This is a genomic window from uncultured Jannaschia sp. (assembly GCF_947494025.1).
Taxonomy (GTDB): Bacteria; Pseudomonadota; Alphaproteobacteria; order Rhodobacterales; family Rhodobacteraceae; genus Jannaschia.
Genome location: NZ_CANLTQ010000001.1, coordinates 117,269 through 131,613, shown reverse-complemented (window position 1 = coordinate 131,613; position 14,345 = coordinate 117,269). Strand labels below are relative to the sequence as shown.

The following is a 14,345-nucleotide window of genomic DNA, read 5'->3' as shown; positions in this document are numbered from 1 at the left end:
AGACGGACATGGCATTGCAGGACGCGCGCGGTCAGGTGGACCGCGCCTTCACGGGCGGGCCCGCGAAAGGGCTCGACTTCGAGAACGCCTTCGGCGGCGCGACCTCGATCTTCCGGCGGCGCTACACCAAGGACCTCGCGGGCTTCGACGTGGCGATCACCGGCATCCCCTTCGATCAGGCGGTGACGCACCGGCCCGGCGCGCGGTTCGGGCCGCGCGCGATCCGCGAGGCGAGCGCGCTGCAGCCCTTCGATCCGCCTTACGGGTGGGACTATTCCCCGCTCGAGGCGCTCGCCATCGCCGATTACGGCGATCTCGGCTTCGACTACGCGCAGGTCGCGGCCTTTCCGGACGCGCTCAGGGCGCATGTCGCGGGTATCCTCGATCAGGGCGCGGCCTGCATCGCGATGGGCGGCGACCACTACGTGAGCTTCCCGATCTTGCAGGCCCATGCTGCGAAGCACGGCCCCCTCTCGCTCATCCAGTTCGACGCCCATTCCGACACCTGGGCTGACGATGACATGAGCCGGATCGATCACGGCACGATGTTCTACAAGGCGGTGAAGACCGGGGTGGTCGATCCGGCGACGAGCGTTCAGGTCGGCATCCGCACGGTCAATCCCGACACGTTGGGCGTCACCACGATCGACGCGCGCAGCGTGCACGAGGCCGCGCCGGGCGAGGTCGCGCGCCGCGTCCGAGGGATCGTGGGCGACCGACCGGCCTACCTCACCTTCGACATCGACGCGCTCGACCCGGCGTTCGCCCCCGGCACCGGAACGCCGGTCTGGGGCGGGCTTTCGAGCGGGCAGGCGGCGGCGATCCTGCGCGACCTCGCGGGCATCAACCTCGTGGGCGGCGACGTGGTCGAGGTCTCGCCGCCCTACGACACGACGGGCGCGACGGCCATCGCCGGGGCGCATGTCGTGATGGAACTTCTTTGCCTGTGGGGATGGACGCGCCGGGGCTAGCCGTTCGCCAGCCGCGCCTCGTCCGCCTTCTTCAGGGCGGCGCGCAGAGCCGGGGGCAGGAGCGGTTTGCCGACAAAGGCGATCGGGTCGAGCGGCGCCAGCAACTCGCGGGTCGCCTCATCGAGATTGCCGCTGAGGAAGATGCAGGGCACGCCGAGCGTCTCGCGCAACCAGGTCGCGGCGTCGCGCCCGTTATCGCCGTTCTTCAGGCGGTAATCCATCAGCGCCACGTCGGGCCGGACATGCCGGGCGGCCGCCTGGCAGGTCTGAACGCTGTGTGCAATGTCGGTGACCTCGTAGCCGCATTCCTCGATCTGCGCTTCGAGATCGAACGCGATCAGGGCCTCGTCCTCGACGATAAGAACGCGGAGCGGTCGCTGCGGGTCGCCTCCGGTCATCGGTCGATCGGCACCGAAAGGTGGACCACATGTCCGCCTTGTGTCCCTCTGAATTGCCGAAGTTCGGCCTCCAGCTGCGAAACCATCGCCGCGATGATGCGCGTGCCGAGGCCGCGATGGCCCGGTGCCTCCGGCCGGCCGTCGCCGTTGTCGCTGACGCTGAGCTCCAGCCGCGTCTCGTTGACGGCGGCCCGGACCGCGATCGTGCCGTCCTTCCGGTCCCGGAAGGCGTGGGTCGCCGAGTTGGCGACCAGTTCGTTGACCAGCAGCGCGAGCGAGATGGCACGGTCGGTGGAAACGCGTAGCGGCACAGATTCGTGGATCAGCGCGATCTCCAGGGGCAGCGAGTCCTCCATCGCGCGACAGAGATCGCCGAGATACTCGCCGAACTCGACCGTATCGACCTGACCGGCGCGGTAGATGAGCTCGTGCACCGAAGCGACGGCCTGGACCCGCGATGCGGCGGCCTGCAGGCGGCCTTGCATGTTTTCGTCGTGCGCATGGCTCGCATCGAGCTTCAGGATCGAGGAGACGATCTGGAGGCTGTTCTTGATGCGGTGGTTGACCTCGCCCAGCAAGACTTCCTTCTGCTCGATCAGACGGTCGCGCTCGGTGATCGTGCGCGTCAGCTCGACTTCGCGCATCTTGGCTTCCGTAATGTCGATGGACAATCCAATGAATGCGGCCGGGGCGTTCGGTTCGCTCCGCACGAGCTCGGAACGGCAGGCGAACCAGCGTTCGCCTGCCTGCGGGGTGACGACACGGAAATCGAAGTCGACGGAAGTTCCGGCGGGAGCGTTCGCGTTCGCCGCGAAGATCGACACGACGCGTTCCAGATCATCGGGATGGACCCGGTCGAGATAGGGCGCCACCAGGACGTCGCCCGTTTCGCCGTCGAGCTCGCACATTTCCGCCAAGGCGGCGGAGGCGATGACGGTCTGTGACTGCGGATGGAACTGCCAGGTCGCGACGTCGGAGAGGCTCTCGATCAGCCGGTCCCGAACGTCGCGTTCGCGCTGCGCGATCACGTCGGCGGTCACGTCCTCGACGTCGTGGATCAGCGCGACGACCCGCCCGTTCCGAAAAACCGGGCGGTTCTCGGCCCGCCACCATCGGCGTTGCGGCGCACCGTCGTCGGGAGAGGGGGCGATCGGGTAATAGTAGGTATCGAGCTTGTCGGGTCGTCCGGTCTCGAAAACGCGCCGGAAGGAGTTGCGCACGATGTCTCCGGATGAGGCGGCATCCGACGTGACATCGGGGAACCTCTCGAAGACATGGCTGCCGATCAGTTGTTCCCGCGTGCGTCCGGTGAGTTCGAGATACCCGTCGCTCGCCTCGAGAAAGATCATGTCGAGATCGATAATGGCGAAGCTTCGCGGCAGGGAAGAGAGCAGATCTGCGGCTCCGATCTTCAAGGTCATCGTCCAATCGTCAAGCATTGCGTCCGTTCGGGTCCCCGACATGCCGACCCTCCCGGGCATCATCCCCCGCAGGACGAGCCTCGCCACGTGCCGGGGTAAACAAACCGGAAGGCCGAGCGTTCCCGTCCGACCTCTTGTTTTTCGTGAACTTCGATTAACCTTCCGCAACGTCAGAGATCACCCGGCAGCTTCGACGGGCGTCTCCAGTGTCATTGGGATGGCGGCATGCCTCTTCGGGATTTGCGCGGAGGCCCGGCGCCGGCCCTGTAGTCCGGCCGAACCTTGCCTCGTCACCGCCTGCCATCGCTCCTTGTAACGGTTCCGCAAAGGGCGCGGACGCGGCGGCGATGTCCGAGTAAAGGCGGACTCGTTCGTCCCGGTTCATAACCTCGGCATCATCTCCGCGGCCGCGCCGTGGCCCCCCTCCGGCGCGACGCGTGCGGAAAGCCGACACCGACGCGTTACTCGCGCGGCTCAACAGGGACGAGATCGACGTCGCGCTGCGCTTGCGGCCGCAGGGAGGGCGCATTGTCGATCGTTGGCGCGTTTGGATCCACAAGGCCGCGAAGACCTGATTTGCTGCGCCCGGGGTGGTGGCGCGGTCGCGGATGCACTACCTGTCTGCCGAGGATATCGGAGCCCCTGACATGCGCGATCTGAAGATCCCCGCCGAACGCCATCCCGAAAAGGCGCGTCGCCCCGATCAGGCGCAGCCGAAGAAGCCGTCCTGGATCCGGGTCAAGGCCCCCGTGGGCGAGGGCTACAAGGCGACCGCGAAGATCATGCGGGAGCACAAGCTCGTCACCGTGTGCGAAGAGGCGGGCTGCCCCAACGTCGGCGAGTGCTGGAGCCAGGGCCACGCCACGATGATGATCATGGGCGAGATCTGCACCCGCGGCTGCACCTTCTGCAACGTGGCCACTGGACGTCCCGACGCGCTCGACGTGTTTGAGCCCGGCCGGGTGGCCGACGCGGTCCAGAAGCTGGGCCTCAACCATGTCGTCATCACCTCCGTCGATCGCGACGACGTCGACGATGGCGGGGCGGAGCATTTCGCCCAGACGATCCGCGCGATCCGCAAACGGTCGCCGGGCACGACGATCGAGATCCTGACGCCGGACTTCATCCGCTGCGGGCCGGACGCGCTCGAGACCGTGGTCGCCGCCAAGCCCGACGTGTTCAACCACAACCTCGAGACGGTCCCCGGCCTTTATCCGGAGGTCCGTCCCGGAGCGCGCTACTTCCATTCGCTGCGCCTTCTGCAGCGCGTCAAGGAACTCGACCCGACAATGTTTACCAAGTCGGGGATCATGGTCGGGCTGGGCGAGGATCGGCAGGCCGTGCTTCAGGTCATGGACGACATGCGCGCCGCCGACATCGACTTCCTGACCGTCGGCCAGTACCTGCAACCCACGACCAAGCACCACGCCGTGGACCGTTTCGTGACGCCCGAGGAATTCGCGGGCTACGAGAAATCGGCCTGGGGCAAGGGGTTCCTGATGGTCTCCGCCACGCCGCTCACCCGGTCGAGCTATCATGCCGGCGACGACTTCGCCCGCCTGCGCGACGCGCGCCTGCGGAAACTTGGTCAGGCCTGACGAGGGGCGCCGGCCCGCCCCGCCGGGTCGGCGTGTCAGATGCGAACGAACGGCGCCGCGTCCTCGATCGCGCCTGGTCGGCCCATCAGCCAGCCCTGACCGTAATCGACGCCGAGCCTGCGCAGGGCGTGCCATTCCTGCGCGTGTTCGATCCCCTCGGCGACAACATGCGCGCCGGTTTCGCCTGCGAAGCGCACGAGCGCCGATGCCAGCGCGCGCCGGGCCGGGTCGCTGTGCACGTCGCGCACGAGCGACATGTCGAGCTTCAATACATTGGGCTTGAGCTGCAGGATCTGGTGCAGTCCCGCATAGCCGGCCCCGACATCGTCGATGGCGATCCGCACGCCCTCGTCGCGCAATGCCGCCACGGCCCGCGACAGGTGGTCGATCCGCGTCGTCTGCTCGTGCTCGGTGATCTCGAGCGTCATCCGGTCGGCCCCGGCGGCGCGGAAGATCGGAAGCAGGTCGCCCTCGGCCACCGTGTCGGGGGACGCGTTCACGGCCAGTCGCACCCCGGCGGGCAGGTCGGGAAGCGCGCGGACCGCCGCCCGGATCACGGCCATCTCGAGTTCGACCTGCAGGCCCGCGCGCCGGGCATCCGCGAACCAGATGTCGGGGCTGCGATAGCTTTCCGAGCGGAAACGGCAGAGCGCCTCGAAGCTCGCCAGATGACCGTCGCCGAGCCGGTAGATGGGCTGGAAGAGCATGTCGTAGGCGGCCTCGGCCAGCATCCCCGTGGTGCGCCGGAGCGCCGCCGAGCGGTCCCCGTCGCGTTCGAGCTGCTCGCGCACCTGCTCGGCGGCGAGGTTCGCGAACATGCTCATGACCTTGAGGTCGCGGTCGTTCAGGCTCGGGTTCGGGACCGGGGAAAGGCAGCAGAACATGCCGTACACGCTTCCATCCCCGCGGTGGATCGGAAGGCTCACATGACTGCCGATCGGCGTTTCTCTCGTGACCGGGAGCGACCGCGCCAGTTCGAAGGCGGAGGTGTCCGGGATCAGGTTCGGCAGGCGTCCATCGACGATATGGTGGCAATAGACCTCGTCGAGCGAACGTGAATCCCCGGGCGCGATCATGTGCTCGAGGCCCGGCGCGTTGACATGTCGAAAGACGCTCCGCCCGTCGACGAACTCCGACAGGTAGGCGATCGGCATGTCGAGATGGTCCCGCACCGCGCGGAGCGCCTCGTCGATGATCCGGTCGCTCGCAGGGCGAGCCGCCGGCACGGACGATTTGACGTCGATGTGGTTCTGAAGCATCCGATTCCTCCTGTGCGGAGCTTCGGCATAGATGCGGTCCATTCGTTAACGCGGCGCGAATGAATCGTGGCGGTCGGCGGACGTAATCCGGCGGATTTGTCGCGAAGTTCAGCGCGACCGCGCCGCGCGCCAGGCCACCCAGGCCTCCGGCGTGTCGAGATCGACCAGTGCGCGGGTTTCGGGGAGAGCGACCAGCGCCGGGGGATGCGCGCGCAGGACGGATCGCGCGCCATCGTCGCCGGAAAGCACGGCGAGCGCGGGGAACAGGGTCCGGTCGAAGACGACCGGCTGGCCGGGGCGACCGTCTTCGGACGTCGCGCGCAGGGTCGGGCCCGTCGTCTCTTGCCAGGCCCGCGCCACAGTTCGCAGGTCCGCGGCACCGATTTCCGGCATGTCGGCGAGGTGGATCATCAGAGCTGCGCTCTCGCAGGCCGCGACACCCGCCCGGATCGACGCCGACATCGCCCGCTCGGGCACCTCGACGATCCGGGCCGGGCTGTCTCGCAGAAGCGCGCGCCGAGCGCTCGACGGGGGCAGGGCAACGATCGTCTCGGGCGTGACCGAGCAGGCGGCCCGGACCGCGCGCAGGAGCAGGGGCAGGCCGTCGATCTCCTCGAGAAGCTTGTCCGCCCCGCGCATCCGGGAAGACGCCCCCGCGGCGAGAACGAGAATGGCCGGGATCGCCCGCATTCGGTATTGCCCTCCGTCAGCCCTTGCCGCGATCCCGAAGTGCAGTCCGATCCGCGCCCGGGCCGGCGGGCTAGGACGCGGCCCTTCTGAGCAGCGGTCCGACCACCGGCACCTTCTTCGGCTTCACGGTCAGGCGGGTCATCATGTCGGCAAGCTCGGGCTCGTCCACCAGCTTGGCCGCCTTCTTGAGCGGAAACCACCTGCGGGTCCGTTCCTTGCGTTCCTTCCAGTCGGATTTCAGCCGCTCCACGATCATCGGGTAGACCCGCACGTTGCAGGGCAGCGCGGTGCCGTCGTCGAGCATCTTCTCGTAGCTGTAGGTGCCGAACACGTCGCGCGCGACACGGCCCTCGGCCCCGGCCTCCTCCATCGCCTCGATCGCGGCGGCGGCCCAGGGTTTCATGCCCTTCATCATCCAGCCCTTGGGCACGATCCACCGCCCCGAATCCCGAGAAGTGATCATCAGGACCTCGATGGAATTCTTGTTCCAGCGCAGCGGCATCGCCGCGACCTGCTGCCATTCGTTCGCCATTCACCTGTTACCTTCGCCCGCGGCTTGCCCGTTCCGGGCATCTTCCGGCACGCCTCGCTCAGACGGACCATGCCATGCCGCGGGCCGCATAACAAATACCGGTCATGAAACGGTTATCGCCGCAGGAAGTTCGCCGATCCGGCGAAGCGTCAGCCAGGGGAGGAAGCCGGGGATCGACCGGCGCTGATATCCACCCTCCACGTGGGCATAGGCGATGTCCGCGGCCCGGGCCGTCTCCCAGTCAGTCTCGGAATCCCCGACATAGAGGACGTCTTCCGGCACCGCGCCCAGCATTTCCGCGACATGGAGAAGGGGCGCCGGATCGGGCTTGCGCTCGGACAGGCTGTCGCCGCCTGCCACCGCGTCGAACGGCCCGAGCGGCAGCGTCGCGAGAAGGTCGCGTGTCGGCGCCTCGGCCTTGTTGGTGCACAGGCCGAGCTTCAGGCCCGCGGCGCGCAAGGTGGCGAGCACCTCCCGGGCGCCGGGATAGACCGTGGTGCCCGAATGCGGATCGGCTCCGTAGAGGTCGTGGAAGCGCTCGACGGCGCCGGGGTGGTTCGACGGGTCCGCCCCCGCCCATCGAAGGCTGCGCTCGACGAGGGTCGGGGCCCCGCGACCGATATGACCGATCACCGTTTCCAGATCCGGCTCCGGCAGGCCGCGTTCCGCCAGCATCGCCCCCACCGCCGCACGAAGGCCGGGCGCGCTGTCGATGAGCGTACCGTCAAGATCGAAGACGATCGCCGTGAACCGCCGGGTGCCGTCCTTCATGCCTGAACCTCCTGTCATGCCGCGCATCCCGGTCTAATTCGGGCGGATCGACGCGGTGTCCAGTGCGACCCGGACATTCCCCGTGGAATTCCGGCATCGCGCCCATCGGCTGAACGTCGTGCCGCGATTCCGGGCGCCGGATGAGCGTCCGGCGCTCGCCTCTAGCGGTGTCGCGCGCGGATCGCCGCGCTGCGGGCCTCCCGTTCGGCCGCGGCCCGCGCGCGACGCGGGTCCAGCGGGCAGACCGCCCCGTGCAACGCGGCGCGGAGCGCGAGCGCGGCGGAACAGCCCCAGGCACCCCGGTTCCGTACGAGGGCCATGACGAGGATCAGGTAGAACGTCGCACGGAACGCCTTCGTGCGATCCTCGTCCCGGACGTGGCGACCGTCGTCCACGCGGCGCCCCCCTTCGGCAAGGGACCGGCGCATGGCCCGCGCGGGTGAGGTCAGGATCGCGCCGCCACGAGCGCGTCGGGCAGGGCGGCGCCCAAAGCCTCCATGTCGGCCTGCGTCCCGCAGGAGATGCGGATGCAGCGATCGAGCGGCGCGACGCCCGGCATCCGCACGAAGACCCCGCGCTCGAGCAGGCCGGAAAGCACCCGGCGCGCGAAATCGCCGTCGTGCCCGCAATCGACCGCGACGAAGTTCGTCCCCGAGGGCAGCGGCACGAGCCCGTTCGCGTGGGCGATGGCGGCGATCGCGTCGCGCGATTGCAGCGCCCGCGCGCGCACCTCCATGAGCCAGTCCGGATCGCCGAGCGCCGCCAGCGCGCCGGCCTGTGCCACGCGGTTCAGGCCGAAATGGTTGCGCACCTTCTCGAAGGCGCGGATCAGATCGGGATGACCGATGGCGTAGCCGACGCGCAGCCCGGCCATGCCATGCGCCTTGGAGAAGGTGCGCATCCGGATCACGCGAACATCGCCGGGGTCGAGCGGCGGGATCGCCTCGGGCAGGGCGAACTCGGCATAGGCCTCGTCGAGGCAGAGCAGCGTCTCTTCCGGCAACGCGTCGATCAGCGCCGCGATCCGGGTCGCGTCGTGCCAGCTTCCCATCGGGTTGTCGGGGTTGGCGAGGTACACGAGCTTCGCGCCGACCTCCCTCGCCTTCGCCGCGAGCGCCTCCGGATCCTCGTGGTCGTCGCGATAGGGAACGGGGTGGAGCGTGCCGCCGAAGCCCACGACGTGGTAGTTGAAGGTCGGATAGGCGCCCGCCGAGGTCACGACCGCGTCGCCCGGCGCGACCAGCAGGCGGACGAGATAGCCCAGCAGGCCGTCGATCCCCTCGCCCGCGACCACGCTCTCGACAGCCACGCCATGATGCGCGGCGATGGCTTCGCGCAGCTCCCACGCCTCGGGATCGCCGTACATCCAGCCGTCCGCCGCCGCATTCCGCATCGCCTCGAGGGCGCGGGGGGAAGGGCCGAACACGCTTTCGTTAGCGCCGAGCCGGGCGGCGAAGGGGCCGCCGCGCGCGCGTTCCTGCGCCTCGGGCCCGACGAAGGGCACGGAGGCCGGCAGGCTTTCGGTGAGCGGGGTCAGTCTCATGCCAGTGCCTCGCTCCGGTCGACGAGGTGGAGAAGCGGCAGGCCGGCCTCGCCGCGGCGGACGTTCTCGGCGATCACGCGCGCGGCGGAGGCGGGCCGCGTGGCCGAGGCGATGTGCGGGGTCACAGTGACCTTCGGATGCGCCCAGAACGGATGATCCCGCGGCAGCGGCTCGGTCCGGAACGTGTCGAGCGTCGCGTGTCCGAGCCCGCCCTCCAGCGCGTCCAGAAGCGCGTCCTCCTCCACCAGCGCGCCGCGCCCCGGGTTGATCAGCACCGCGCCGGGCCGCATCAGCGCGAAGCGATCCGCGTTCATCAGCTCCTCGGTCGAACGGGTATGCGGCAGCAGCAGAACGACGATCTCGGCTGCACGGATCGCGATCTCGAGCCCATCGGCGCCATGCAGGGCCCGAACACCGTCGATGTCCTTGGCGCTTCGCGACCAGCCGGTCACGTCGAAGCCGACGCCGGAGAGCGCCCGCGCCGCCGCCGTACCGAGCACGCCGAGCCCCAGCACCGCGACGGACCGGTCATGCGCGAGCGGCGGAGCGCCGGGGGTCCATCTCCGGTCGGGGTTCACGATATGCGCGTCCATGCCCAGGTGGTGGCGTAGCACGTGGCCCGTCACCCATTCGACCATGCCCTGCGTCAGCCCTTGGTCCACCATCCGCGCAAGCGGCGCGGTGAGCGTCCGGTTGCCCTCGATCCCCTCGACGCCGGCCCAAAGGCTCAGACAACCTTTGAGGTTCACGTAGGGCGCGAAGTCGGAAAGCGCCGCCGCGGGGGACGGGCCGTAGACGATCCAGTCGATGCCGGCCGGATCGAAATCGTCCTCCGGCGCGACGATCCGGGCCGCGACTTCGGCCTCCGCGAGGGCTGCGGGCAGGTGCGCGCGGTAAGCGTCCCGAGTCTCGGGCTTCGCGGCGAAGAGGATACGGGTCGCGCCGCTCACGTCGCGAAGGCTCCCGCGAGGTCGCGCATGCCCTTGAACTCGATCGGGTTGCCGAACGGATCGAGCAGGAACATCGTCGCCTGCTCTCCCGGCTGCCCTTCGAAGCGCAGCGTCGGCGCGATCACGAAGTCCTGCCCCGCCGCCCGCAACCGGTCGGCCAGCACGCGCCACTGGTCCATCTGGAGCAGCACGCCCAGATGCGGCATCGGGACCATGTGATCGCCGACCTTTCCGGTGGGCTCGTGCGCGAAGGGCTTGCCCAGATGCAGGCTGACTTGGTGCCCGAAAAAGTCGAAATCGATCCAGGTTTCGGTCGAACGCCCCTCGGTGCAGCCCAGAAGGTCGCCGTAGAAGGCCCGGGCGGTGTCGAGGTCACCGACATTGTAGGCGAGGTGGAAGATGCTCATGGATGCGTCCTAGCAGTTGGGCTCAATCTCGGTTTCGGTACGGGGCGCGCGGCCCCCTTCGGCGCGTTGCGGCAGCGCTCCGTCCGGGCGACGTAACGCGCGGGCGGCAGTTCGGTCGCGGCGAAGCGGCGGGCCGCGTCCGACATGCGCGCGGAACCGGGATTGCCCCCGAGCGTCGTCGCGCCCGGCGGCCCGCCCACGGAGGGCCGGACACGGATATCGTGCGACGCGTCGATCCCCGCCATCTCCGAAGGGGGAAAGTCGGCGCGAATGTCGATCCGGTCCGTGCTTCGGGCATCCGCGATCCCGGCCACCGCGACGTCGGCCCGGTGCCGGGCGCCGATCAGGGCGCGGGTCGCGAAGAACACGTTCGTGCGGAAGCGCGGGACGAGAACGAGGAACGTGATCATCGGATCAATCCTCGCCGGAGGGGTCGCGCCAGCGATGCGCGACCGGATCCAGCCGGTCGAGCCCGGCGGTTCGCCCCGCGATTCCGGGGCCCGTGGGACGGGGACGTCCGGACGCGCTCCGGACGCGCTCCGCGACGCGCCGGACGGTCGCGCGGTCGTGACCGGCCCGGACGATCTCGCCCGGGGATTGCCCGCGCTCCCGCAGGCGCTCGAGGATGTCGTCGAGGACGGAATTAGACGGCAGCGCGTCCGTGCCCGCCGCCGTCGCCGCGTCCAGCAGGCAAGCGGGCACGACTTCGCCCGCGGGCCCGAGGAAGCCCTCGACATGATGCGCGTTCCGCCACCGGCAAAGCGCGGGAAGCTCGCTTCCGTAGAGGTCGGCTACCGGATCGTAGCCGCCCCCGATCCCGTCGCCCCCCGTCGCGAGATCCGACTTGCAGGCAGAACGCAGCAACAATGCCCCGGACGCTTCGGCCAACGAGGTCAGCAGCAGCTCGCCGCAACGGGACCGGACGTTCGCCCGAGCCGCGCCGGACGGGCGTTCTCCGAGAAGGCGTGCGACGATATCCGCCGCGGCTACGTCGCACGCGTCGGTGGAACACGTCTCGAACCGGCAACCCAGCCGCTCCACCACCGTGCGCGCGGTCTCCAGCGGGGCGGCGGGATCGCCTTCGCGCAGCAGCGTGACGCAGCGCAGGTTCGCGGGTCCGAGCGCGTCGGCGGCGACGGCCGCGACGAGGGCCGATGCCGGATCGCCCGAAAGTTCGAGCAAGGCCGTCGCGGTTCCGGCCCCGGCCATGCGCGCGCGCAGGCCCGCCACCATCGCGCGGTAATCGGCCTCCGGCCCCTCCGGCTGCGGCACGCGGGCGCCATCCCGCGCGCGCCACCCTTCGTCCGTCCGGTCGAAATCGACATGCACGATCGCCTCCGCGAAGGACGGCAGGTGATCGGCGAGCCGGCCGCCCGGGTTCAGCGCGAAGCTCGCGCCGTCGAAGACGAGGTCGTCCGCGCCGCCGACGAGGTTCAGCCAGACGAGCGGCAGGCCGGTCTCGACCACGCGCGCGACGGCGTGGCTCCAGCGAGCGTCCTGTCCCCCGCGGGCGTAGGGGGCGGCGTTCGGAACGACGAGGATCTCCGCCCCCGTCTCGGCCAGCGTCTCGGCGACGTCCTCGAACCGGGCATCTTCGGAAATCGGCGTGCCGAGCCGGACCGGGCCGACCCGGTAGGGGCCGGACACGTCGCCCGCGCCGAAATCGCGCGTCTCGTCGAGGCCGCCCTCGCGGGTGCGGTGATGCTTGCGGATCTCGGCCACGATCCGGCCGCGTTCGGCCACGACCCAGGCGTTGAAGGGCAACTCCGCGCCGTCGGGCCAGGAGGGCACGCCGATGCCGATGGCGGGACCGTCGGCGCAGGCGGCGATCAATTCGTCGAGGACGCGCCGGGCATGGGCGACGAAGGCGGGCCGCCGCGCGAGGCCCCGCGGCGGCCCGCCGGCAAGGAACATCTCGGGCAGGATCACCATGTCCGCGCCCGCCTCGCGCGCCGCCGCCCAAGCCGCGCGGGCCTTCGCGGCATTGCCGTGGAGGTCGCCCGGCGTCGCGTCGAGCTGCGCCATCGTCAGGCGGAAGGTGTCGGACATCGCAAGCTCCGGAGCCTCACGCGGCGGGACGGCCTCGACCTAGCGCGCCTCGCGACGGGGTGAAAGCGCCGATCGCGCGCGGGCCGGATCGCCCGTTGCCGTTTGCGCCCGCTTTGCCTAGCTTCGCCCGCGAACGGCCGGAGGAAACGAGCGACATGAGACGGGTGATCGGGGCGGCGCTTCTGGCGATGATCGCGGGCGCGGCGCACGCGCAGGACGTCATCACCAAGCAATACGACGGCGGCGGCGTCTACGAGGGGACGTTCCTGAACGGCAAGCAGCACGGGACCGGGACCTACACGCTGCCCTCGGGCTATACCTATACGGGCGAATGGGTCGAGGGCGAGATCCGCGGTCAGGGCCGCGCCACCTTCGCCGACGGCTCGGTCTACGAAGGCGGCTTCGCCGCGGGGGAGCCGCATGGCGAGGGCACGATCACCTTCGCCGACGGCGCGACCTATACCGGCGAATGGGTCGAGGGCCGCATCGAGGGGCGGGGCGTGGCCGAATACGCCAACGGAAGCACCTATTCCGGCGGGTTCCGCAACGCCGTCCACGACGGGGAGGGCACGCTCGAGGCGGAGAACGGCTACCGTTACGTGGGCGGCTGGTCGAACGGTCTGAAGGACGGGCGGGGACAGATCACCTATCCCGACGGCTCCACCTACGAGGGCAGCATGTCGGGGGGCGTCCGCGCCGGCACGGGAACGCTGACGACGCCCGACGGGCTCATCTACGAGGGGGAATGGGCGGACGGCCAGATCAACGGCACCGGCACGCTTACGCAGGCCAACGGCGACATCTACGAGGGCGAGCTCGCGGACGGCCGGCGCGAGGGGCAGGGCACGGTGACCTACGCGGACGGCTCCGTCTACGAAGGTGGCTTCGCCGACGATCGCCGCGACGGGCGGGGCACCTTCACCGGCACCGACGGCTACCTCTATGAGGGGGAATGGTCCGAGGGCCGGATCGAGGGCGAGGGCACGGTGACCTATCCCGATGGCTCGGTCTATGTCGGGCAGTTCGCCAACGATCTCGCCAACGGGGAAGGCAAGATCACCTATGCCGACGGCGCGACCTACGAGGGCGAATGGTCCGACGGCGTGATCGAGGGCGAGGGGCGCGCGGTCTACCCGAACGGCCTCGTCTACGCGGGCGGCTTCGTCGACGCGCAGAACCACGGCTATGGCGTCATGACCTCCGGGGACGGCTACCGCTACGAAGGCGAATGGGCCGACGGGCTGCGCCACGGGCGGGGACGGGCGAGCTATGCCGACGGCACGATCTACGAGGGCGGCTTCGTGCAGGGCCAGCGCGAGGGCGAGGGCGTCATCACCATGCCCGACGGCTTCACCTACGAGGGCGAATGGGCGAACGGCGAGATCGAGGGGCAGGGCGTCGCGACCTATGCCAACGGTGACGTCTACGAAGGGTCCTTCGTCGCCGGCCGGCGCGAGGGGCCGGGCACGATGCGCTACGCGACCGGACAGGTGGAAGAAGGCGACTGGGAGAGCGGCGCATTGAGCGAGGGCGGCCAGGGTTCGGACGCCGGCACGGCCCCGGCCGCGCCGGCGGAGGCCGGAACGGCGGAACCGGACCCCGAGGCGGGGGCCGCCGTAGTCCCGCCGGGCACCGGTTCCGGGGATGGCGAGGTGGATGCGGAGACGCCGGCGAACGGCGGATGACCGGGTCGTGATCCCGTGATCCGCGGGACACGTCGGCTGTCTCGAGGTCACCCCGGATCGCGCCCCGATTT

Annotated in this window: 15 protein-coding genes; 3 read left to right on the top strand and 12 right to left on the bottom strand. The window is 69.8% G+C overall.

Going from position 1 to position 14,345, the window contains the following annotated elements; all coding sequences use genetic code 11:
- Window positions 1–8 precede the first annotated feature (8 nt).
- A complete protein-coding gene (gene speB, locus Q1B08_RS00675) occupies window positions 9–971 on the top strand; it encodes an agmatinase (RefSeq protein WP_299813132.1) in 963 nt (320 codons plus the stop codon).
- On the opposite strand, the gene Q1B08_RS00670 is transcribed toward speB, so the two are convergent.
- Window positions 968–1,369 carry a response regulator gene (locus Q1B08_RS00670; protein ID WP_299813129.1) on the bottom strand — a complete coding sequence of 134 codons (402 nt, stop codon included), beginning with the start codon at window positions 1,367–1,369 and terminating at the stop codon, window positions 968–970. The two genes, speB and Q1B08_RS00670, sit on opposite strands and share 4 nt — an antisense overlap.
- The gene (locus Q1B08_RS00665; protein ID WP_299813126.1) at window positions 1,366–2,790 is read right to left on the bottom strand and encodes a histidine kinase dimerization/phosphoacceptor domain -containing protein; all 1,425 of its coding nucleotides are present in this window, start codon (window positions 2,788–2,790) and stop codon (window positions 1,366–1,368) included. The genes Q1B08_RS00670 and Q1B08_RS00665 overlap by 4 nt, the downstream gene beginning before the upstream one ends.
- A 647-nt stretch (window positions 2,791–3,437) precedes the next feature.
- Here Q1B08_RS00665 and lipA point away from each other — a divergent pair.
- Complete coding sequence (gene lipA, locus Q1B08_RS00660; RefSeq protein WP_299813123.1) at window positions 3,438–4,388, top strand: lipoyl synthase; 951 nt, start codon at window positions 3,438–3,440, stop codon at window positions 4,386–4,388.
- A gap of 35 nt (window positions 4,389–4,423) precedes the next feature.
- Here lipA and Q1B08_RS00655 read toward each other — a convergent pair whose 3' ends face one another.
- The 10 genes from Q1B08_RS00655 to Q1B08_RS00610 all read right to left on the bottom strand — a co-directional run bounded on the left by Q1B08_RS00655 (window position 4,424) and on the right by Q1B08_RS00610 (window position 12,589).
- On the bottom strand, window positions 4,424–5,647 hold the full coding sequence (locus tag Q1B08_RS00655) for an EAL domain-containing protein (RefSeq protein WP_299813120.1): 1,224 nt from the start codon (window positions 5,645–5,647) through the stop codon (window positions 4,424–4,426).
- Between the two features lie 108 nt (window positions 5,648–5,755).
- Window positions 5,756–6,337 (bottom strand): nucleotidyltransferase family protein, encoded by a 582-nt coding sequence (locus Q1B08_RS00650; protein ID WP_299813117.1) that lies wholly within the window; start codon window positions 6,335–6,337, stop codon window positions 5,756–5,758.
- Between the two features lie 70 nt (window positions 6,338–6,407).
- Window positions 6,408–6,869 carry an NUDIX hydrolase gene (locus tag Q1B08_RS00645; protein WP_299813114.1) on the bottom strand — a complete coding sequence of 154 codons (462 nt, stop codon included), beginning with the start codon at window positions 6,867–6,869 and terminating at the stop codon, window positions 6,408–6,410.
- 102 nt (window positions 6,870–6,971) lie between these two features.
- Window positions 6,972–7,640: a phosphoglycolate phosphatase gene (gene gph, locus Q1B08_RS00640; protein WP_299813112.1), complete on the bottom strand. Its 669-nt coding sequence runs from the start codon at window positions 7,638–7,640 to the stop codon at window positions 6,972–6,974.
- A gap of 161 nt (window positions 7,641–7,801) precedes the next feature.
- Window positions 7,802–8,035: a hypothetical protein gene (locus Q1B08_RS00635; RefSeq protein ID WP_299813110.1), complete on the bottom strand. Its 234-nt coding sequence runs from the start codon at window positions 8,033–8,035 to the stop codon at window positions 7,802–7,804.
- A gap of 50 nt (window positions 8,036–8,085) precedes the next feature.
- Window positions 8,086–9,183: a pyridoxal phosphate-dependent aminotransferase gene (locus tag Q1B08_RS00630; RefSeq protein WP_299813108.1), complete on the bottom strand. Its 1,098-nt coding sequence runs from the start codon at window positions 9,181–9,183 to the stop codon at window positions 8,086–8,088.
- Window positions 9,180–10,133, bottom strand: coding sequence for a glyoxylate/hydroxypyruvate reductase A (locus Q1B08_RS00625; protein WP_299813106.1), 954 nt, complete (start codon window positions 10,131–10,133; stop codon window positions 9,180–9,182). The genes Q1B08_RS00630 and Q1B08_RS00625 overlap by 4 nt, the downstream gene beginning before the upstream one ends.
- Window positions 10,130–10,540, bottom strand: a complete 411-nt coding sequence (locus Q1B08_RS00620) for a VOC family protein (protein ID WP_299813103.1) — start codon at window positions 10,538–10,540, stop codon at window positions 10,130–10,132. The genes Q1B08_RS00625 and Q1B08_RS00620 overlap by 4 nt, the downstream gene beginning before the upstream one ends.
- Window positions 10,537–10,950 (bottom strand): hypothetical protein, encoded by a 414-nt coding sequence (locus Q1B08_RS00615; protein WP_299813100.1) that lies wholly within the window; start codon window positions 10,948–10,950, stop codon window positions 10,537–10,539. The genes Q1B08_RS00620 and Q1B08_RS00615 overlap by 4 nt, the downstream gene beginning before the upstream one ends.
- 4 nt (window positions 10,951–10,954) lie before the next feature.
- Entirely contained in the window at window positions 10,955–12,589 is a 1,635-nt protein-coding gene (locus Q1B08_RS00610) for a nitrilase-related carbon-nitrogen hydrolase (protein WP_299813097.1), read from the bottom strand.
- Between the two features lie 155 nt (window positions 12,590–12,744).
- Here Q1B08_RS00610 and Q1B08_RS00605 point away from each other — a divergent pair, with 155 nt between their 5' ends.
- Window positions 12,745–14,274 (top strand): 2-isopropylmalate synthase, encoded by a 1,530-nt coding sequence (locus tag Q1B08_RS00605; protein ID WP_299813094.1) that lies wholly within the window; start codon window positions 12,745–12,747, stop codon window positions 14,272–14,274.
- Window positions 14,275–14,345 lie beyond the last annotated feature (71 nt).

Coding starts and splice junctions, on each gene's coding strand:
- Q1B08_RS00620 (WP_299813103.1), bottom strand. CDS start 10,540: ATGAGCATCTTCCACCTCGCCTACAATGTCGGTGACCTCGACACCGCC.
- Q1B08_RS00665 (WP_299813126.1), bottom strand. CDS start 2,790: ATGACCTTGAAGATCGGAGCCGCAGATCTGCTCTCTTCCCTGCCGCGA.
- Q1B08_RS00630 (WP_299813108.1), bottom strand. CDS start 9,183: ATGAGACTGACCCCGCTCACCGAAAGCCTGCCGGCCTCCGTGCCCTTC.
- Q1B08_RS00655 (WP_299813120.1), bottom strand. CDS start 5,647: ATGCTTCAGAACCACATCGACGTCAAATCGTCCGTGCCGGCGGCTCGC.
- Q1B08_RS00615 (WP_299813100.1), bottom strand. CDS start 10,950: ATGATCACGTTCCTCGTTCTCGTCCCGCGCTTCCGCACGAACGTGTTC.
- gph (WP_299813112.1), bottom strand. CDS start 7,640: ATGAAGGACGGCACCCGGCGGTTCACGGCGATCGTCTTCGATCTTGAC.
- Q1B08_RS00605 (WP_299813094.1), top strand. CDS start 12,745: ATGAGACGGGTGATCGGGGCGGCGCTTCTGGCGATGATCGCGGGCGCG.
- lipA (WP_299813123.1), top strand. CDS start 3,438: ATGCGCGATCTGAAGATCCCCGCCGAACGCCATCCCGAAAAGGCGCGT.
- Q1B08_RS00645 (WP_299813114.1), bottom strand. CDS start 6,869: ATGGCGAACGAATGGCAGCAGGTCGCGGCGATGCCGCTGCGCTGGAAC.
- Q1B08_RS00670 (WP_299813129.1), bottom strand. CDS start 1,369: ATGACCGGAGGCGACCCGCAGCGACCGCTCCGCGTTCTTATCGTCGAG.
- speB (WP_299813132.1), top strand. CDS start 9: ATGGCATTGCAGGACGCGCGCGGTCAGGTGGACCGCGCCTTCACGGGC.
- Q1B08_RS00650 (WP_299813117.1), bottom strand. CDS start 6,337: ATGCGGGCGATCCCGGCCATTCTCGTTCTCGCCGCGGGGGCGTCTTCC.
- Q1B08_RS00610 (WP_299813097.1), bottom strand. CDS start 12,589: ATGTCCGACACCTTCCGCCTGACGATGGCGCAGCTCGACGCGACGCCG.